The sequence below is a fragment of the Micromonospora sp. CPCC 206060 genome (genome assembly GCF_036906895.1).
Taxonomy (GTDB): Bacteria; Actinomycetota; Actinomycetes; order Mycobacteriales; family Micromonosporaceae; genus Micromonospora.
This window is the reverse complement of record NZ_JBAKHU010000053.1, coordinates 1-18,808: the sequence shown is the minus strand read 5'-3', so window position 1 is coordinate 18,808 and position 18,808 is coordinate 1. Positions and strand designations below refer to the sequence as shown.

Below are 18,808 nucleotides of genomic sequence, written 5' to 3'. Positions count from 1 at the left end.
CGGTCCCCGCCGAAGCGATCTGAAGAACGTGCTGGCGGCCCACCCGACAGGCCCGTTGGCGGCAGAGGGCAACTGGTAGGTGGGTGATCCCGGGCACGGGACCTCGGCATCATCGTCGGCACGCAGGTGGACGAAGTCGGCGTTCTGGAACTGCTGAAACTCCAGGTCGAGCAGCACTGGCTGGAGTATCAGGCCATGCTGGCTTTCGGGGCTCCGGGGCCTGGGTCGATTGTGGTGGGGCCGGTGGTGGAAGGGCGTATGTCGATGTCGAAGATCTCGGTGGGTAGGTAGACGGTGGCGCAGGAGTTGGGGATGTCTACCACGCCTGAGAATCGGCCTTCGATCGGTGCGGCGCCGAGCAGGAGGTATGCCTGTTCGGGTTGGTATCCGAAGCGGGTCAGGTAGTCGATGGCGTGTAGGCAGGCGCGTTGGTAGGCCAGTTGTGAGTCGAGGTATCGCTGCTGGCCGTCGAGGGTGACCGAGACGCCGGAGAAGGCCAGCCACTGGCTGAACTGTGGTGGGGTGTTTCCTGGTAGGAAGATGGCGTTTTCGGTGACAGCGTATGTCTGCATGCCATTCTTGATCAGGTCGACGTGCAGGTCGATGAAGCCGCCCATCTCGATGGCGCCGCAGAAGGTGATCTCCCCGTCGCCTTGTGAGAAGTGCAGGTCGCCGACGGACAGGTTGGCGCCGGGTACGTAGACCGGGTAGAAGACCCGGGATCCGGTGGTCAGGTTCTTGATGTCCTGGTTGCCGCCGTTCTCTCGGGGTGGAGCGGTGCGCGCGGCTTCCGCGGCTGCCCGGTCGAATGCGGCGCCCGTCAGCGTGCCGAGGATCGCGTCCTGGGGCTCGGGCGGTAGGGACAGGGGTGGCACCCGATCCGGTGCGGTGGCGCGGAGGGCCGCTTCGCGCTGGTTCCAGGTGGCCAGCAGTGCTGCGGACGGGGCGGTGCCCATCAGGCCCGGATGCGCTATGCCGGTGAACGAGACCCCGGGGATGTGCCGGGAGGTGGCTCGTTGACCGGTGAAGTCCCAGATGGCCTTGTAGGCGTCGGGGAACTGTTCGGTGAGGAAGCCGCCGCCGTTGCCGGTGGGAAAGATACCGGTGTAACCCCAGCCCTGCCCGGCCAGTGGACCGGAGTCCTCCTGTGGGATCGGGCCCAGATCGAGGATGTCGACGATGAGCAGGTCGCCCGGCTCGGCGCCCTCGACGGCGAAGGGGCCACTGAGGGCGTGGACCCTGGTCAGCGGGGCGTCACGGACGTCTTCGGCCGAGTCGTCGTTGTGGATCGCTCCGTCGAACCACTCCCGGCAGTGAACGCGAAACGACTGGCCGGGTCGTACGGTTGCCACAGGGGGGATGTCGGGGTGCCACCGGTTGTGCCCGATCTTCTCCTGATCGGTGAAACTTCTGGCGGAGTCGAGGCCGAACAACAGTTCGGGCATGGCGTTTTGCCTTTCGTTCGTCCCGGCGGGCCGGGGCAGGTGGGCCCGACCGGGCGAGTCCGGTCACCATCGGGGCAGTGCGGCGTGGGCGGGATTCGGCGATCGGCGGGGCGGGCCGCCTGGCACCCGCCTTACCACGCCCGGTGTCTCCGCACTGCGCTCCGCCCGGTCGATCGCCCGGCGCAGCGCCGTTGGTGTACGGACGAGCCCCGGCGCGGAGAACACGCGTTCGGCCCAGGCCCCGCAGTACGGGCAGCGCATCGACCCGCCGGCCGTCCCGATCGGGAGCGTGGTGTCGAAAATGCCGTCCTGCTGGCACCGATACTCGTAGGTGGCCATCGCCGCCCTCTGTCACCGCCTCCCGTACCGACGGCGGCCGGCCTGAATCCGGCTCGCCCTGACCCCTCAATTGTGAGCGACTATCAGCATAAAATAGCCCAAAACGACAAATCCGCAGCAGTCGGACCGGTAGCTCCCCGTACGAACCGAAACTTCTCGCTCCTCGGCCAACGACGGGAGGGGCAGCACCCCAGCCTTGACGTCTTCTCCGCCCTCGAAGGTGGAGAGAACGTCAATTCACCTTGATCAGTCGCCGGGCTGCGGTTGATGCGCCGTCCGTGCGGACCTCAACCGATCCCGAGCTGGTGGACGCGTCCGGCTGACGCTCGGCCTACCGGGTCGAGCGTCAGCGGTGAGCCGTAGCCTGCCACCGTGACGCACGAGCGCGAGATCACCGAGCCGGTTGACCTGTGTCTGCCGAGCGGGCGGCTGAACCCGGCGGCGGTGGGCTGGAGCCGCCGGCCGCTGCACCGGGCCAACCTGCGCGGTTGGGGACGCACCAAGCGGTGGGAGTACTGGGGGATCGTCACCTCGACGCACATCCTGGGTCTGGTCGCGTCGTCGTTGGACTACGCCGGCGTGCACAGCGTCTACGTCCTCGATCGCCGAACCCGTGTCGAGATCAACTCCGAGGTGGTGGTGCCGTTCGCCCGCGAGGCGTTTCCACCGGTCAGTGGCGCGGGCCTGGTGCGGGCACGCGGACGCGGACTGGCGATCGACATCGACCAGCGCCCGGACGGCAGCACGATCCGGGCCACCGCGCCCGGCGTCGAGATCGGCCTGGAGATACCGCTGCGGCCGGGTCACGAGTCGCTCGGCGTCGTGGTGCCGTGGAGCACCCGCCGGTTCCAGTACACGGTCAAGGACGTCGGCCGGCCGGTGCGGGGCACGCTGCGGGTCAAAGGCACGGTGTATCCGATCACTGAGGAGGACTCGTTCGCCGTACTCGATCACGGTCGTGGCAGGTGGCCGTACGCCATCCGGTGGAACTGGGCGGCCGGTAGCGGACCCGGCCGGGCGATCCAACTCGGCGGCAGGTGGACCGACGGGACCGGCTCGACCGAGAACGCGCTGTTCGTCGACGGGCGGCTGCACAAGATCGGCGCCGACCTGGCCTGGAGCTACGACCGCGCCGACTGGCTGCGGCCGTGGCGGATCACCGGCGACCGTGTGGACGTGACGTTCCATCCGTTCCACGAGCGGGTCGCGCGTACCAACCTGGTCGTGCTGGCGAACGAGACCCACCAGTGCTTCGGGCAATTCTCCGGCTGGGCGTGCACAGACGGCGGTGAAATGGTCGACCTCGACGGTCTTGTCGGCTGGGCGGAAGAGGCACGCAACCGCTGGTAGTACTGCCGACCACTCGAAGGACGCAAGCGGGCGGACAGGAGTTGCCGACCGACGACGAACCGCGAGGGGTCCGAGCGGGCCAGCACCCCGATCGCACTGTGCTTCCTTGTGCTCGGTGCGGGATGCGCCCGCCGGTGACCGGGGGATCGATCAACGGAGCGACGTGTATCTGTCTGGCACCTTCAGGCCAAATTGACGGCAGACGATATCAATACGTCGGTTTCATCGCTACGCTCCGATGAAGGATCTTCAGAAGGAGACTCGACATGACCCGTTTCCTTGGGCGACTCGCGTTGGTAGCTGCAGTTGCCCTCGCGTTGCCGGTGAGCATTGCGGCGACACCCGCTGCGGCGGCGCCGGCCGGCACGGTGTCGGGCATCGATGTCTCCACCTGGCAGGCCGGCATAGACTTCGCCGACGTCCGTGCCGATGGCCACCAGTTCGTGATCGTGAAGGCCGGCGGCTCCCAGCTGTCAGAGGGCCCGTATGTCGCGCCGCAGTACACGACCCAGGTGAACGGCGCGCGGGCGGCAGGACTCAGGGTCGGCCACTACTGGCTGGCCGGAGACTTCCAGACCCCCGTGCAGGCCGCCGATTATTTTGCCGGTCACCTGCAGGACTACCGGCCCGGTGACGTGATCGCGCTGGACAACGAGGTGCTCGACGACTCGACGAGGTTGTGGAACGACACCGAGGTCGCGGCGTTCTTCCAGCGGATGCGCGACCGGATCGGCGACCATGTTCCCTGGCTGTACATGGGCGTGGCCGACCTGCGCGCCGGAACGTGGCTGCGGACGATCGCAGCCGGTGTGAAGCTCTGGGTGGCGATGTGGGGCGCCAACAACGGCAGCTACCCCGGCGAGCCGAATCTCGGTGGCGCCTACCCGACATGGAGCGCGCACCAGTACACCTCGTCGGGATCGACCGGCGGTATCGCACGGGTGGACCTGAACGTGGCCAAGCCGGAAGCCTTCGAGATCGTCAAGGGTGTACCGACCGACCCGCCCGCAGACGACCCGCTGCCCAAGACCACAACCGAACAGGACGGCATTCCCGGGCCGATCATGTGGATGCGGGCACAGAACTGGCTGCGGATCACCTCCGGCTACACCGGCCCGATCGACGGTGTACCCGGTCCGAACACCTGGAAGGCTGTGCAGCGACTCGCCTCCGGTTGGGGCTACACCGGCCCGATCGACGGTGTCATGGGGCCGAACTCCTGGCGGGGCTTCGCCCGGTTCCTCAACCAGGACCAGTGGGACTGACACTCCCGTGGCGTTTACCTGGTTTGACAGTGCGTCACCGCGCAGATTCGATGAGCTTATTGATAGCCGCGAATCTGGAGGGATGTCTGTGAGTCCACCGTTCCGCCGCCGTGCCGCGGTCTTCGTAGCCGCCGTGCTGGCCACCGTCGTCACCACCGCACCCTCCGCCTCGGCCGGATCAACCGGTCCTGCCACGCCCACCGGCCTGTGGGCGAGCACGATCGGTACCGGCATCTCGCTCGCCTGGGAACAGCCGCGCACGGGCTCCCGGGCCACCTCCTTCCGCGTGTACGAAAACGACGAGGTGGCAGCACGGACGAGCACCACTGCTACGTACCTGGAGGTTCCGTTCGGCTCGTCGCACACCTATACCGTCGTGGCGGTCGACCGCCGAGGCCGGGAGTCCGTCCGCACCGGCCCGGTGACCGGGCGGTCCTGGCTGTACGGCTACAACCCTGAGTGCATGCCGGATCCGGGAGTTTCGATCACGGTCACCGAGGTCACCGCGTCGGCGGTCGCGCTCGCGTGGACGCGGCACCCACTCGGCGGCGACCTGGAGTTGCGGGTCGATGACCGCAGCCTGGGCTGGATGTCATCGACCAGCGCCCGCGTCGGTGGCCTGACGCCCGGAACGGCCCACCAGATCGCCCTCTACCGCTACAACCGGTGCGCTACGGGCGGCCTCTACCGCGTCGCATCCATCACCGCCACCACCGCACCTGGCGACAACGTACGCCTGGAGGCCCCCTCCGGGCTCACCGTGGCCGGCCGGACCGACTCCACCGTCGGCCTGTCCTGGACTGCTCCGCCCGGGCCGCCGCCGGCCCGTTACGTGATCTATGACGGCGCGACGCTGGTCGCCGTCACCGCTGACCCGACGGCGGTGGTGGATCGGCTCTACCACGCCACCGGGCACCGGTTCACGGTCGCCGCCCTGGACGCCGCAGGCAACGAGTCCGCACACAGTCCCGCCGTGACAGCCAGGACCGAGAACTGCCTGACCGAGCCACCCCGGCCGGCGGCAATGACGGTCGTCGGGTCGTCCCCCTCCTCGGTGCGACTCTCCTGGACCTTCGAATCCGCCGCCGCCTCGTACACCGTCTTCGATGGGGACACCCCGGTTGTCACCACGCGGTACCCGGAGGTGGTCCTGACCGGGCTGCCCTCCGCGTCGGAGCACGCGTACCGGGTCGTCGCAACCCTCGCGCAGGAGTGCGGCGAGAGCCCGCGCAGCCGACGCGTCGAAGTGACCACCCCGGACGGCCCGGCGGCGCGCCCGGCGGCGCCCGCCTCCCTCGTCGTCTCCGGCAACGTCCCGGGTGTCTGGCCGTCCGCGGCACAGGTGACCCTGGCCTGGTCCCCGTCGCCAGTCGGGGAGCCACCCACCGGATACCGGGTGTACGAGGGAGCCAAAACGGTTGGCGAGACCGTCGGTACCTCGCTGACCCTTTCGGTGGGTGCGGCCACCACCCACGAGTACGTGGTCGTCGCTGTCGACGCGGCCGGCCAGGAGTCGGCACCCAGCCCGCGGGTCACGGTCCGGGCCATGTACATGCCACCGCCGTAACACTCGGTAGCCGGGCGTCGATTCCCCATGCGCCCTGTTTTCGCCCACGACCTCATCCGCTCCGGGGCCCGCCGGGCGCTCGACGCGCGCCCACCCTGTGCTGATCAGCGGATCACCAGCTGCCGCTCTCGTCGTGCCGGGACAGGTACGGCAGGCGGCCGTGCTCCGACCACCAGCCGGCTGCGGCGCGGGCACCGTCGGCCACCATCGCCGGAAACTCCTCCGGCACCCGCCAGCCGAACGGGAACGGGCGCTCCCGCACCTGGTCGGCGATGAACTCGACCATCGCCCGGTCATCGGCCGGTTCGGCCCGCACGCGGGACGAGCCGCGCTCGGTCGAGGTGACGACCCAGCCCCCACCGGGCCGGCGCTCGGCGGTGAATCTCGGTTCGAACTCCCAGGCGAACCCCTCCTCGCCCAACTCGACCTCGTCGAAACGGGCGCCCCAGATGCGGGTGTCGCGCAGCAGCCGGACCAGCCCGAGCGGGCTCCAGTCGGCGCCGAAGCGACTGACGAGCGCTACGCGCAGGACGGTCCGGCACGGGTAGGGGCGCTCACACTCGGCGCAGGACGTGCCGGCGTCCCCGCGCGGTTCGTGCGGTGCGAGTACCTGGCCGAGCAGGAACTGGTGCACACCGACCGGCTCGCCCGGCCGTTTCAGTTGTGACAGATGCAGCATCAGCAACTGGTGGAAGCGGCGTGCGTCGTCGTGCCCGGTGAAGGGTGGAACGGGGATCTCCGGCATGACGGCGAGGATGTCACATGGACTGCGCGGGATCGTCAAGCGGCTGCGGGGCACGACAACCTTGTCGAATATCGACATTTCCCGATACCATTCCGCTGGTGGAACACCGGACCCGAGCGGAGGTTGGTCGGATGGCAGCCGCAGGGTTACCGGTGGCACATCGAGCAGTCGACGGGCGTCGTTTCCTGCTCGACGGTTCGCTCGATCTCAGCGCACCGTTCACGTCCGTGGCCGACGTGACGATCAGCGGCCGGCTGCACGAGTTCACGGCCGGCTCGATCGGGCTCGCCGACGACGTGGCCCGGGCACTCGGCGTGGACACGTTCGACGAGGAACTCACCTACCAGGGCGGTGCGCTGCTGACCGCGCGTACCCGACCCTACGACCGGCAGATCCAACTGACCGAGGACCGGCTCGTGGCGGTCTGGCGGGGGCGGCGACACTGCTTCTTCACCGAGATGTACGGGTCGTCGACCACCGACCTCCTCGGGGTGTTGCGGACCCTGCGTGTCGAGGAGCACGACGACGGCCTCACCCTGCACCCGACCTCGAAGGTCGGCGCCGAGTTCGTCGCACCGGCCACCGTGCTCAAAGAGGTCCCCGGACTCGGTCTGCTGGAGATGGCGCCGCTCACCAAGCAGCGTGCCGGGCAGTTGCCGTCCTGGCGGGGCCTGCAGACGCAGGCGGGTGAACTCTTCCGGGACGTACTCCCCGACGGGAAGCCCTACTTCGTACTCGCCACGGCGGACACCTGGCTCAGTCTGGTGCCGTTCGCCGACACGGACGTGGCAGAGGTGCCCGCTCTGGTCAACCGGCTCCGCGTCCAGACAGCCGGGTAGGTCGTGATGTCCGGACTGCTGGGCGGCGTGGCGACGTGCACCGTCCTGTTCACCCTGCTCGTCGCCAGCGCCGAGCACCTGTCACGACCGGCGGCGCTCGCCGGGGCACTGGCCGCGCACCGGGTTCTTCCGGCGCCGGTCACGGTCGCCGCTCTCGTCATCGCAAGCGAGAGTGTGCTCGCCGGCACCGGGATCGTGGCACTGCTCCACGACAACGGCAAGGGCCTGCTCAGCGCGGTCCTGGTCGGTAGCTTCGCGCTACTCGGCCTGTACGCCGGCTACGGCCTGTACCTGATATCGACCGGGCGCACCGGGTCGTGCGGGTGCTCCCGGATGGAACTGCCGATGACCGGTTGGGTGGTGGCGCGCGCGTCCGTCCTCGCCGGCCTGGCACTGATCGGACTGTTCCTGTCCGGTTCGACCATTCCGCCGGAGCGCACCGATGCCCCGCTCGCCGTCGTGCTGCTGGCCTCCGCCACGTTCACCGCGCTGCTGTGGCATCTGCCTGCCGCGATGAACGATCCGGGTACGGCGACAACCGGACGGTCCCCGACCGGTCGGTCCATCGGCACGGCAGAGGGGGGCCTACCCGGATGAGCTTCCAGACCAGTGCGCTGATCCTGAGCTGGATCGCGATCCTCCTGCTGGCTCTCGTGGTGTCGGGCCTGGTACGCCAGGTGCACGCGCTGTCGAGCGGGATGGTCCCGCGTCGCCCGGAGTCGGTCGGCCTACGGCCGGGAGCGCCAGCCCCCGGATTCGCCCAGTTGGCGCCGGCGGTGCCGGCGGTTCCGTTGGTGCTGCTCTTCCTGGACCCCGACTGCGGGACCTGCACCGAGGTGCTGGCCGAGGCGAACGACCAGGCCGACCGTCGCGGCCTGGAGTTCCGGATCCTCTACCGGGACAGCGCGCCAGCGCGGGCTGCGGGACCGCCGATCACCGTGCTCGGCGGGCAGGCGGAGCTGTTCGAGCGGTACGACGCCCTCGCCACCCCGTTCGCCACCGTTGTCGACCGGGCCGGACGGGTGCTCCGCTCCGCGCCGCTCGGCTCCCGCGCGGCACTGCGCCACCTGCTCGACGAGTTCGACAACCCACCCGGCGGCTCCGGACCTGCGGTCGCCACGAATCAACGGGAAGGTCGGGCATGACCGCTCTCGACGCTGTGCCCTGGCTGCGCGGAGCCGACCCGGGGACCGGGTCCGCCGTCCGGCGTGTGCCGGTGCATTCGGTTGGCCGTAAACGCATGGGCTGGGAACTGTCCCGCCGCGCCCTGTTCCGGGCGGGCACCGCGGTGGGTATGGCCGCACTCAGCGTCTTTCCGGCTGCCCGCCGCGCGTACGCCGACGGATACACGATCTACGGCGGCTGCCCGACGTACGCCAGCGATCACAACTGCTCGCCGGGGTGCGGGCCGAGCGCGATCTTCGCCGACGCCTGCAACACCAGCGGGACGTACACGGGGTTCCACAAGAACGACGGCGTCACCTGGATCCTGCGGCCGAACGAGTGCTACGCCGGCACGTACGACGGTTGGCTGTGGCTCTACCAGGGGGCGTGCGGCGCCTGTGCCTGCTCTGTCGAACGCCGGTGCCACGACGGATACCGAAAGACAAGCTCGGGATGGGTGAAGTCGATCTGCCGCTGGAACACCCGGTGCGGATGCCTGAGCACGATCAGCTGGCCCACCACCCGGCGGAGCAACACCGGGGTGAACGTCTACACGGTGCAGCACCTGCTGACCGCCCGGGGCCACGCGACCACGGTCGATGGGATCTTCGGTAGCGACACCGAAGCGAAGGTGAAGAGCTTCCAGGCGGCGGCTGGTATCGCGGCCACCGGTATCGTCGACGCGACCACCTGGCCGGCGCTCGTGCTCACGGTCCGCTCCGGGGACACCGGCCACGCCGTCCGCGGCGCACAGCGCCAGCTCAACCGGCACGCCTACGGGCTGGTGGTCGACGGGGTCTTCGGCGCGGGTACCGACAGCGCGACGCGGGACTTCCAGCGGCAGAACGGGCTCACCGCCGACGGTGTCATCGGGCAGAACACCTGGCGGACCCTGACCGGCGCCGCCGTATGACCCGAACGCTGCCCTGGCCCGTCCGGGCAGCCCGCCGCCGGGGCGCCGACCCGCTCGTACCCCTCCTGCTGCTCACCGTCGGCGCGCTCGCCGCAGCCGCGTACGGGCACGTGCTGACCTGGGCGATGATCGGTGGGCTCGCCGGCTACACACTCTCCGGCTCGGTTTGAACGCACAACAGCGCGCACGCGCTGGCCTCGCCCGGGTGGCGAGATCGAGATCGGCAGAGCGTCGTCCTCGCCCTGTTCGTCACAGGGCTGATCGCCGGTGGTCTGCTCAGCGGGCTGACACTGGGGTTGCTCTCCGGGCTGTCCGCACCCCTGCCCGGCCGGTGGCGGTATGCGGGAATCGTGGCGGTAGCGGTGCTGGGATTACTCCGCGAGCTCGGCCTGGTACCGATCCGGCTGCCGCAGAATGCCCGGCAGGTACCGCAGGACGTGCTTCAGCGCAGCCTGCCGCGCGGGGCACTGCAGTTCGGCTTCGAACTCGGCACCGGAGTCCGCACCTACGTCTCCGCGAGTGCCCCGTATGTGCTGGCCGTTGCTCTCCTGCTCGGCGGCCAACGCCTGCACGTCGCGATGCTCGCCGGGGTCGGATTCGGCGCCGGGCGCGCGCTGACTCCGCTGGCCCGCCGCGCCGCTGGCACCGGCGACAGGTGGGATGCGGATCTCCGGGTACGGCTTCGGACGATTACCGTCACAGCGGGCGTCGTGCTTGTGGCTGCCTTCAGCGTGTTAGCCGTGCGGCAGCTGTAGAACCTCAACTCCGCGCCATTGCCGTTTTCTGTTCGACGATGTCCACGTTCGTCGACGGCGGATCAGGTCGACGAAGGGCGGCAGCCACGAGTCTGCCTGACCCACGTCAGCCGGCGCAGCCGAGCGGGGCCGTCACCACGGCGGTCCCACCTCGACCAGCACCGCTCCCGGCTGTGGCACCTCCAGCTCCAGCACCATGCTCCCGTTGCGTTCGACGACGTCCACCGGCTCGGCGTCCAGGGTGTCCACCTCGCGCAGCGCCTCCGACTGCGCCGCATCGGGCCATCCGTCCACGCCGAGCCGTTCGGCCAGCGTCGTGATGTCGCCATGGTGTCGGTCGAGCCGGGTGAGACGTACCGGCCGCCCGGCCGCGCCGTCGACGGTCAGTGCCACCCGGCGGGCCAACGCCGGATCCCCGTCCCGCTTCGACTGGTCCAGCGTGGATGTCCACACCAGCACGGCGAGCGAGCCATCGTCGTGCCGGCTGGCCCAGGTCTGCACGAGCCCTTCGGCGCCGTCACCGCCCGCCCGCACCGGCAGCTCGGTGTCGCCGAGGCGGGACAGCATCCACAGTGCGTGATAGCGGGGCTTGGCGATTCCACCGACGGTGATCAGTCCGAACCCGCCGTGCAGCAGCCGCGGCGGGCGGCCGAGTTCCTCGAAGTGGTCGCTGGCGACCCAGTACGACAGCGCGTCCACCCGGCCAGCCGCCGACCGCATACCGGTGAGCAGGAACGTCGCGGCGAACGTGCCGTCGTTGACCGGATGGAAGTGGGTGGGGGTGACACCCCACTCGGTCCACAGGATGCGCGCGTCGGGGAAGCCGAGGCGACGCAGCGTGGGGCGCAGGTCCAGCGGCGGGCTGCCGTAGGTGTGGGTGGAGACGAAGTCGACCGGCGCGCCGCTGACGGCGGCGTGGTCGAGCAGGGCGTCCACCCAGCCGGCGGCGGCCGACGACGGCCCGCCCACCGGGATGCGCGGGTCGACGTCCTTGACCGCCTGGGCGGTGACGTCGTACAGCCGCAGCCACTCCGCTCGGGTGCCGGACCAGAACACCTCCAGGTTGGCCTCGTTCCAGACCTCGAAGTCCCAGCCGAGCACCTCGTCGCCGTACCGGTCGAGCAGGTGACGCACCAGCGCCCGGACCAGGTCGGCCCACCGCTGCCAGTCCCTGGGGGGCGAGATGATGCCCTGGTATTCGAACACCGTGCGCTCGGGGTCCCGGGCCAGGTCGCGTGGCATGAAACCGATCTCCACCACTGGCCGCAGCCCGGTGGAGAGCAGCAGGTCGTACGTGTCGTCGACGCGGGTGAAGTCGTGCACGGGCTCCCCGTCGACCTCGCGGTAGACGCCGAGGTCGTCGTGCAGGATCGAGTGTGCCCGTACCGTCTCGACACCGATCTCGTCGCGTACCCGGCGCAACGCCGCGAGCAGTTCGGTGCCGAGTTCCCGCCCGCCCGTGCGGTCCCGGCACAGCAGCTGGGACAGCCGCTCGCTGCCGATCATCGGCTGCCACGGCCGGTGCAGGACGGTGCCGGGGGCGGTCGCGTCCACCCGGAGGGACACGGTCGGGGGCTCACCGGTCGTGGACAGTGCGGTGGCGGTCACCGGCTCGCAGAGCGGACCGGTCACGGTTACTTCCGGTACGCAGGCCACGGCGTAGGTGTAGGCGCGCCCGGGTTCGCCGGTGGTGTCCACGTACCACGGGTCGGGGATGGCGAGTACGTCACCGCCCAGGTGGTCCACGGGAGTGAGCACCCCGGTGGCCTCGGCCGGTGCGCGATGGACGAGGTAGCCGACCGCGCCGTCTACCGGCGACCAGGACAGCCGGACGTGGCCGACCCCGGCCTCGGCGCGCAGGTCGGCGGGTGGGGGGAGGTCGGGTGTGCCCGGGCGTTCGCGGTCGTCGCTGCGCCGGGAGATACGGGCCTCCCAGTCGGAGCGGGCGTCGTTGCTCGGGGATGGGCCGGTTGCGCGGGTCACCGAGGTTACCTCCTGGTGTTTCAGCGAATCCGTGAGCGGGCTGTAACCGGTTTCACGTCGGTCGACGGAACAGCCGAGGCATCGTGGACCGGCCCTGCGGTGCCGGCGCTTCCTGCACCGCAGGGCCGTCGACTCCGGTCAGGGGCGCGGCAGGGAGAACTCCTCCATCCGCAGCAGCGGGGCCACGTGCTGCTTCATGGCACCGTGGCTGAACGGCTTGCGGAGCACGTCGTGTGCGAGCGTGTTGCCCAGCGCCGCCATGACCATGCCCTGGTCCAGCGCCAGGTAGCGCTTCGACACCTGCCCGCTGGTCACGTTGACGGCGTCGTAGAAGCCGCCCGGGCCGTACGCGTCGAAGTCCCGCCGCAGGTTGGCGAGGTTCCGTAGGGCCTCGTCCTCGGCGTAGCGCAGCGCCAGGAACGAGGCGTGCGGGGTGACCACACCCTGTCCGTACGCCGTGGGCAGCGGCTGCGCGGGCCGGCACTCGCCGTACCCGTAGTCGACGGTCGTGCGCTCCTGGTCGGAGGTGTATCCGCCGGCGTCCATCCCGATCGGGTCCACACCGTACTCCCGGTATCCGCCCGCCGGGTTGTTCGACGGCGAGAATCCCCAGTAGCCGTAACCGGCCTCGCGCATCCCGTGCTCGATCTGCGCCCGCACGTACGTCGGGTGGTTGATCGCCCAGCTGCGCGTGCCCCACCTCTCCTCCGGTACGAACAGCGGCACCAGCAGCGCCTCGAACATCGACCCGCCCCAGGTGGGCACCAGCTGCATGCCGCGGTAGCGGTAGGCGCCCTCGAACAGCCGCACCCCGAGGTAGGTGCGCCACTGCCCGACCGCCCGCTGCTCCGACCACGACCAGTCACAGCCCTCCGGCGCGAAGGTCCGGAACATGCCGAAGTAGTGCTCGGGCGGGATCTGGCCGGCGGCGATGCCCAGGTAGCTGGCGATGCGCGGCTCGGTGTTGAGGGCGCCGTAGTGGTGACAGGTGTAGTAGACGTCGGGGTCGCCGCGGTAGTTGCCGGCCACCGCGCATCCCGGCGGCGGCTCGACCCAGAAGCCGCCGCGGATCTGTCGCTCGGCCGGGTTGTAGTAGTACCCGAAGTCCATCCGGCGCAGCAGTGCGCCGGCCGGCGCCGCCAGCTCGGGTACCTGGTCGGAGACGATGGTCAGGGCGGTGGCGAGCCAGCCGTTGTCGACGCTGGACAGGAACGGATGCACGGCGCTGCCGTCGACCGGCCAGCTGGTGAGCTTCGCACCGGTGGACGGGTCGTACCAGTTGTAGTACATGCCCGACGGTTCGTGGATCTCCAGCCCGGCCAGCGTCCGCAGGGTCGGGGCGATACGGGCGCGGGCCTCGTCGGCCGAGATCAGCTTCGTCTCCCGGGCGACGACGGTGCTCCACAGGTACGCGCCGATGTTGGTCGGCGAGGTGTACGCCGACCGGTCGGCCGGGTCGAGGTCACCGCCGATGTTGTCGGCAACCAGGCCGGTAGCCGGATCCACCATGGCGGCGAACGATCGCCACGTGTCGGTGAGGTACTGGTGCAGGACGGCGTTACGTCCTGCGGTGGCCTGTGCAGCGGGGGAGAGGGGTGTAGCGGCGGCGGGGGCGGCGGCGACGACCAGTCCAACGGACATGATCACGCCGGCGGCGGCAGTCAGACGGTTTCTGGATCGCATGTCAGGACTCCTTACTTGAGGCCGGTCATGGCGATGCCCTGCACGAAGTAGCGTTGCAGCAGCACGAAGATGAGCAGGATCGGCAGGATGGTCACCACAGCACCCGCCATCAGCAGGCCGTACCGGGTGTTGTTTTCCCCGATGGCGTAGAGCGCCAGCGCCACGGGGAGGGTGTACCTGTCCTCGGACTGGGCGACGACCAGCGGCCAGAGGAAGTTGTTCCAGGTGGCCAGGAACTGCAGGATCCCGAGCGTGGCCAGGGCCGGTCCGCACAGCGGCAGGATCACCCTGGCGAAGATTCGCAACTCTCCGGCACCGTCCACCCGGGCCGCCTGGATCAGGTCGTCGGGCAGGCCCAGGATGAACTGGCGCATCAGGAACACCCCGAGCGGCTGGGCCAGCCACGGCAGGATGAGCCCGGCATAGCTGTTCACCATGCCGAGCTTGCTGACCAGCATGAACAGCGGGACGAAGGTGACCATGCCCGGCACCATCAGCATCCCGAGCACGAGCGCGAACACCACCCGCTTGCCGGGGAACCGCAGCTTCGCCAGGGCATAGCCGAGCATCGAGCAGAAGACGAGATTGCCCAGGGTGATGGCGACGGCCACCACCGTGCTGTTGAGGAAGAACTGCGGGAAGTCCAACTGCGTGAACAGGTGCCGGTAGTTCTCCACCGTTGGGGACTCGGGCAGCCAGGTGGGTGGCACCCGGCGGACCTCGGCGTTGGTCTTGAACGAGCCGAGCAGCATCCACACGAACGGCCCCACGAGAAGGACGAGCCCACCGGCGAGCACCGCGTACACCCACAGGTGGCCCCGGGCCTCCGGCGTGCCACCCACGACCCGGCGCCTTCTGCCGGTACGGCGCGGTGCGGACGGGGCCGGTGTATGTACGGACGTGGTCATGACGGCTCCCTCACGTCTTCGAGCGGAGCAGCCGGAACTGCACCAGGGTGAGGACGAGGATGGCGAGGAAGAGGACGTAGCTGACGGCCGCGGCGTAGCTGTAGTTGCCGAAGCCGAACTGGTTGTAGATGTAGAAGGCCACGGACAGCGTCTTGTCCAGCGGTCCACCGTTGGTCATCACGAACGGCTCCTCGAAGAACTGCAGGTAGCCGATGCCGGTGATGACGCCGCCGAAGAGCAGCGTGGGCCGCATCAGCGGCAGGGTGACGTGGCGGAACCGCGACCACGCGCCGCTGCCGTCCATGGCCGCCGCCTCGTACAGCTCCCCGGGAATCGCCTGCAGCCCGGCCAGGAAGATCACCATCAGGTACCCCATGTTCCGCCAGGCCGCCATCAGGATGAGCGCGGGCATGGCCGTCGTGGGGTCGGTCAGCCAGCTCGGGCCGTCGATGCCGACGTAGCCCAGCAGCGTGTTGACCAGACCGCTGTCCGGCTCGAGCACGAAGCGCCAGACAACGGCGATGGCCACGATACTGGTGACGACGGGCAGGTAGTAGCCGACCCGGAAGAACGTCCGGAACCTGGTGATCCCCGCGTCCAGGCCGACCGCGGCCGCGAGCCCGAGCACCATCGTCAGCGGGATCCCGACCAGCACGAAGTACGCCGTGTTGAGGGCGGCCTGCCGGAACGTGTCGTCACCGAACAGCTTGACGTAGTTGTCCAGGCCGACCGGGTTGACCCCGAGCGGGTCGCGCAGGTCGGCGCTGCGCAGGTCGGTGAAGCTCATGGCGAGCGAGGCCAGCACCGGGCCCGCCATGAACACCGTGAACACGAGCAGGAACGGGAGCGCGAAGCCCCAACCCGCCATGCCCTCCCGGCGTCTGCCCGTGGTCGTCCGGTTGCCGCCGGTGCACGTGGGTCGCACGGTGGCGGAGGTCATCTCAGCTCCCGGTGCCGATCGAGGACGCCTTGGCCTGCATCTCCTTGCTGGCGGTGGCGGGATCGGAGACACCGCGGACCACCCGCTCGATGCCGTCGTCGATGACGTCGGCGACCTGCTCCCAGGTGGCGATCGCCGGGGCCGACTTCGCGTCCTTGAGCTGCTGGCCGAACGCCTTCAGGAACGGGTCGTCGGCCAGCTTGCCGGACTGCCAGGTCTCCTGCACCGACGGGAGACTGCCGACCAGGTCGTACAGCTTCTGCTGCGCCGCGGGCGTGGTGAGGAACTGGACGAACTTCCAGGCCGTGTCGCGGTTCTTGGAGTCCTTGTAGACCACCAGGTCGGAGCCGCCGATGAAGGAGGTGCCGGCCTTCTCCCGGGGCATCTGCGCGACGTCCCACTTACCCTCGAGCGCCGCGCCGCCGTCCTCGCGCAGGATGCCCATGTGCCACGGGCCGGACACGAAGGAACCCACCTCACCCTTGATGAAGCCGGGTCCCACGGCTTCGGGGGCCAGCTGCGCCGACGCGAGTCCCTGCTTGAAGAACGAGGCGTAGTACTCCAGCGCCTTCTGCATCTCCGGGGTGTCGAGGGTGAACTTGCCGTCCCGCATGATGTCGGCGCCGGACTGCCAGGCGAAGGGCATGAAGGTCTGCCACGCGCCGGTCCCGCCGGGCTGCAGGTAGAGGCCCCACGTGGCACCGCCCCTGTCCTTCATCCCCTTGGCGAAGTCGGTGAGCCCCTGCCAGCTGGTCGGCTTCTGCACGCCCGCCTTCGCGGCGAGGTCGCTGCGGTGAAAGATCAGCCGCGTCTCGACGTACCACGGGACCCCGTAGGAGGTGCCGTCGACCACCGTGGTGTTCCAGGCGCCCTCGAAGAACCTGCTCTTGTCGAACAGCCCGGTGGGGGCGGGGTCGAACGCGCCCGTCTTGGCGAACTCGCCCATCCAGGTCGTACCCATCATGCTGACGTCCGGCGTCTGCCGGCCGGCGATGGCCGTGGCGATCTTGTCGTGGGCCGCGTCGAACGGGAACGACGTCACGTTGACCTTGGCCTCCGGGTTCTCCCTGGTGAAGTCGGCGGCCAACTGGGTCAGCTTCTCACCCTCGGCGCCCATGGCCCAGACCGTGATCTCGCCCTTGGCTTTGCCCTCCGCGATCGCCCTGCCGGCCGGCTGGCCGCCGGAACCCGAGCCGCCCTCGTCCCGGCCGCAGCCGGTCACGCCCAGCGCGAGGGCGACCACCATAGCTGTCAGGTACCTCCAGTGCTTCATGACCTCTCCTTCGAGGAGTGACCGCCGCCGCTCGTTCACATCGCGCGGCTGCGCCGCGATGTGGAGGTGGTGCGGTGGCGACCGGTGGTTGGGGAGTCGGTACTCGTGGGACAGCCGCAACTGCCCCGGATGACGAGTCCGGTGGGAAGCACCAGCCCGGTCTCGGGTTGCCCGGGCTCGCCTGCGGTGACCTGCAGCAGCAGCCGCGCGGTCCGCGCGGCCAGTTCCCGCACCGGCTGCCGTACGGTCGTCAGCGGCGGAGTGACCAACGCAGCCATCGGAATGTCGTCGAAGCCGGTGATCACCAGGTCCTCCGGCACCCGCACACCACGCCCGGTGGCGCCGACGAGGACCCCGAGCGCGGTTTCGTCGTTGGCGCACACCACGCCCTGCGGGGGGATCGCCCGGCGCAGCACCTGCTCGGCGGCGAAGACGCCGTCGGGCTGTTGCAGCCCAACCCGGATCGGAGCCCGGGGCAGCGGCAGCTCCAACTGCCGGTGCGCCTGACGGAATCCCTCCCAGCGCTCGGTCACATCCGGCGAGCCACTCGGGTCACCGACGAACTCCAGGCGGCGCAACCCGTGGTCGGCCAGCAGATGCCGGGTCAACAGGGCCGCCGCAGCGGTGTTGTCTATCCGTACGGCCGGCACGGCGGCAGGTCCGTCGCCAGCCAGTACGACGATCGGGAGCATGGCGGCGAGTTCGGAGATCGTGTCGTGGGAGACGGTGCCGCCGAGCACGGCCAGACCGTCGACCCGGTGAGCCATCTCGATGACCTCGGCATCGGAGTCGGCGCGCAGATGGGTGCAGAGGATGTGGACGCTGGTCCGGGTCTTCACCGCCTCCGACTCGAAGCCCTGGATCAGCTCGGAGAAGTACGGGCCGGACAGCCCCGGAAAGACCAGGCCGACCGCGCCGTGCCGGCGCGCCGCCAGGGCACGACCGAGATGGTGCGGCCGGTAGCCGTGCTCCTCAATGGCCCGCAGCACCCGGCGGCGGGTCTCCTCGGACACCTGCCCGGTGCCGTTGGAGACCCGGGACACTGTCGCGACCGAGACCCCGGCCAGCCGCGCGATCTCCCGAACCGTCAGGCGCCTGTTGCCCATGCCACCACCGATTCATTCGTCTCGGTCACTGAAACCGGTTACAGCAGCACCATAGGCAGCCCGCCCGTACTTCACAACCACACGGCCCGAAACGTTCCGACGACGAGGAGCTGTCCCCGACGTCCACCGCCGGCTGCGCCAGCCCGCGCCTGCGCTAGCTCGACCAGCACAGCGCCGATGCCCGACCTGGCCCGCCACCACTGTCGAGCCGACAAGCTCCGGTCGGGCTCGTGCCTCGCCGGGTCCATCGGCGGCGGCAGTGGACCGGTCGCCTCGTCAAGCCGAACGACCAGTCCACTGCGGGCGCAATCTGCTTGCGGATCCTTGTCGAGGAGATGCTCATGCACCCACGGATAACGCGGCGCACGGTCGCCGCGCACTGATCGAGCTCACTCCCTGCCGGCGGCCCCGGTCCAGGTCGGCCAACTGCTCTGCGGCGGGCAGGGCCACCGGGACCTAGGCCGTGTTTCGTATGGGCTGAAGGTGCCCGGTTGTGATGGATGTCCGGCGTGGTGGTGATCGGTAAAAGTTGA

Annotated in this window: 17 protein-coding genes; 9 read left to right on the top strand and 8 right to left on the bottom strand. The window is 69.6% G+C overall.

Going from position 1 to position 18,808, the window contains the following annotated elements:
• Window positions 1-188 precede the first annotated feature (188 nt).
• Window positions 189-1,445: a formamidase gene (gene fmdA, locus V6U90_RS25290; RefSeq protein ID WP_334441482.1), complete on the bottom strand. Its 1,257-nt coding sequence runs from the start codon at window positions 1,443-1,445 to the stop codon at window positions 189-191.
• 711 nt (window positions 1,446-2,156) lie between these two features.
• On the opposite strand from fmdA, the gene V6U90_RS25285 reads away from it, so the two are divergent.
• The 3 genes from V6U90_RS25285 (at window position 2,157) to V6U90_RS25275 (ending at window position 5,966) form a co-directional block, all read left to right on the top strand.
• Window positions 2,157-3,134: a DUF2804 domain-containing protein gene (locus V6U90_RS25285; protein WP_334441479.1), complete on the top strand. Its 978-nt coding sequence runs from the start codon at window positions 2,157-2,159 to the stop codon at window positions 3,132-3,134.
• Between the two features lie 266 nt (window positions 3,135-3,400).
• Window positions 3,401-4,399 carry a glycoside hydrolase family 25 protein gene (locus V6U90_RS25280; protein WP_334441476.1) on the top strand — a complete coding sequence of 333 codons (999 nt, stop codon included), beginning with the start codon at window positions 3,401-3,403 and terminating at the stop codon, window positions 4,397-4,399.
• A gap of 88 nt (window positions 4,400-4,487) precedes the next feature.
• A complete protein-coding gene (locus tag V6U90_RS25275) occupies window positions 4,488-5,966 on the top strand; it encodes a hypothetical protein (protein WP_334441474.1) in 1,479 nt (492 codons plus the stop codon).
• A gap of 112 nt (window positions 5,967-6,078) precedes the next feature.
• Here the strand turns inward: V6U90_RS25275 and V6U90_RS25270 are convergent, their stop codons facing one another.
• Window positions 6,079-6,711, bottom strand: coding sequence for a hypothetical protein (locus tag V6U90_RS25270; protein ID WP_334441471.1), 633 nt, complete (start codon window positions 6,709-6,711; stop codon window positions 6,079-6,081).
• A 152-nt stretch (window positions 6,712-6,863) separates the two neighbouring features.
• Here V6U90_RS25270 and V6U90_RS25265 point away from each other — a divergent pair, with 152 nt between their 5' ends.
• From V6U90_RS25265 to V6U90_RS25240, 6 genes are all read left to right on the top strand, one after another.
• Entirely contained in the window at window positions 6,864-7,550 is a 687-nt protein-coding gene (locus V6U90_RS25265; RefSeq protein WP_334441469.1) for a hypothetical protein, read from the top strand.
• 6 nt (window positions 7,551-7,556) lie between these two features.
• Window positions 7,557-8,147, top strand: coding sequence for a MauE/DoxX family redox-associated membrane protein (locus tag V6U90_RS25260; RefSeq protein WP_334441466.1), 591 nt, complete (start codon window positions 7,557-7,559; stop codon window positions 8,145-8,147).
• On the top strand, window positions 8,144-8,695 hold the full coding sequence (locus V6U90_RS25255) for a hypothetical protein (RefSeq protein WP_334441463.1): 552 nt from the start codon (window positions 8,144-8,146) through the stop codon (window positions 8,693-8,695). Before V6U90_RS25260 ends, V6U90_RS25255 begins: the two co-directional genes overlap by 4 nt.
• The gene (locus tag V6U90_RS25250; RefSeq protein ID WP_334441461.1) at window positions 8,692-9,627 is read left to right on the top strand and encodes a peptidoglycan-binding domain-containing protein; all 936 of its coding nucleotides are present in this window, start codon (window positions 8,692-8,694) and stop codon (window positions 9,625-9,627) included. The genes V6U90_RS25255 and V6U90_RS25250 overlap by 4 nt, the downstream gene beginning before the upstream one ends.
• Window positions 9,624-9,797, top strand: a complete 174-nt coding sequence (locus V6U90_RS25245) for a hypothetical protein (RefSeq protein WP_334441459.1) — start codon at window positions 9,624-9,626, stop codon at window positions 9,795-9,797. Before V6U90_RS25250 ends, V6U90_RS25245 begins: the two co-directional genes overlap by 4 nt.
• 180 nt (window positions 9,798-9,977) lie before the next feature.
• Window positions 9,978-10,382, top strand: coding sequence for a hypothetical protein (locus V6U90_RS25240; protein ID WP_334441457.1), 405 nt, complete (start codon window positions 9,978-9,980; stop codon window positions 10,380-10,382).
• A 132-nt stretch (window positions 10,383-10,514) separates the two neighbouring features.
• On the opposite strand, the gene V6U90_RS25235 is transcribed toward V6U90_RS25240, so the two are convergent.
• The 6 genes from V6U90_RS25235 to V6U90_RS25210 form a co-directional block, all read right to left on the bottom strand.
• Window positions 10,515-12,365, bottom strand: coding sequence for a GH39 family glycosyl hydrolase (locus tag V6U90_RS25235; RefSeq protein ID WP_334441454.1), 1,851 nt, complete (start codon window positions 12,363-12,365; stop codon window positions 10,515-10,517).
• A 138-nt stretch (window positions 12,366-12,503) separates the two neighbouring features.
• Window positions 12,504-14,048, bottom strand: coding sequence for a glucoamylase family protein (locus V6U90_RS25230; RefSeq protein ID WP_334441452.1), 1,545 nt, complete (start codon window positions 14,046-14,048; stop codon window positions 12,504-12,506).
• Window positions 14,049-14,059: 11 nt separating this feature from the next.
• On the bottom strand, window positions 14,060-14,956 hold the full coding sequence (locus tag V6U90_RS25225) for a carbohydrate ABC transporter permease (protein ID WP_334441449.1): 897 nt from the start codon (window positions 14,954-14,956) through the stop codon (window positions 14,060-14,062).
• Between the two features lie 10 nt (window positions 14,957-14,966).
• The gene (locus V6U90_RS25220) at window positions 14,967-15,896 is read right to left on the bottom strand and encodes a carbohydrate ABC transporter permease (RefSeq protein WP_334441446.1); all 930 of its coding nucleotides are present in this window, start codon (window positions 15,894-15,896) and stop codon (window positions 14,967-14,969) included.
• Window position 15,897: 1 nt separating this feature from the next.
• Window positions 15,898-17,169 (bottom strand): sugar ABC transporter substrate-binding protein, encoded by a 1,272-nt coding sequence (locus V6U90_RS25215; RefSeq protein WP_334441444.1) that lies wholly within the window; start codon window positions 17,167-17,169, stop codon window positions 15,898-15,900.
• A gap of 35 nt (window positions 17,170-17,204) precedes the next feature.
• On the bottom strand, window positions 17,205-18,275 hold the full coding sequence (locus V6U90_RS25210) for a LacI family DNA-binding transcriptional regulator (RefSeq protein WP_334441442.1): 1,071 nt from the start codon (window positions 18,273-18,275) through the stop codon (window positions 17,205-17,207).
• Between the last annotated feature and the right edge of the window lie 533 nt (window positions 18,276-18,808).

Bases quoted from the DNA above. Each gene is read 5' to 3' on its own strand.
- fmdA (WP_334441482.1), bottom strand. From the start codon at position 1,445: ATGCCCGAACTGTTGTTCGGCCTCGACTCCGCCAGAAGTTTCACCGAT.
- V6U90_RS25280 (WP_334441476.1), top strand. From the start codon at position 3,401: ATGACCCGTTTCCTTGGGCGACTCGCGTTGGTAGCTGCAGTTGCCCTC.
- V6U90_RS25270 (WP_334441471.1), bottom strand. From the start codon at position 6,711: ATGCCGGAGATCCCCGTTCCACCCTTCACCGGGCACGACGACGCACGC.
- V6U90_RS25260 (WP_334441466.1), top strand. From the start codon at position 7,557: ATGTCCGGACTGCTGGGCGGCGTGGCGACGTGCACCGTCCTGTTCACC.
- V6U90_RS25255 (WP_334441463.1), top strand. From the start codon at position 8,144: ATGAGCTTCCAGACCAGTGCGCTGATCCTGAGCTGGATCGCGATCCTC.
- V6U90_RS25250 (WP_334441461.1), top strand. From the start codon at position 8,692: ATGACCGCTCTCGACGCTGTGCCCTGGCTGCGCGGAGCCGACCCGGGG.
- V6U90_RS25245 (WP_334441459.1), top strand. From the start codon at position 9,624: ATGACCCGAACGCTGCCCTGGCCCGTCCGGGCAGCCCGCCGCCGGGGC.
- V6U90_RS25230 (WP_334441452.1), bottom strand. From the start codon at position 14,048: ATGCGATCCAGAAACCGTCTGACTGCCGCCGCCGGCGTGATCATGTCC.
- V6U90_RS25225 (WP_334441449.1), bottom strand. From the start codon at position 14,956: ATGACCACGTCCGTACATACACCGGCCCCGTCCGCACCGCGCCGTACC.
- V6U90_RS25220 (WP_334441446.1), bottom strand. From the start codon at position 15,896: ATGACCTCCGCCACCGTGCGACCCACGTGCACCGGCGGCAACCGGACG.
- V6U90_RS25215 (WP_334441444.1), bottom strand. From the start codon at position 17,169: ATGAAGCACTGGAGGTACCTGACAGCTATGGTGGTCGCCCTCGCGCTG.
- V6U90_RS25210 (WP_334441442.1), bottom strand. From the start codon at position 18,275: ATGGGCAACAGGCGCCTGACGGTTCGGGAGATCGCGCGGCTGGCCGGG.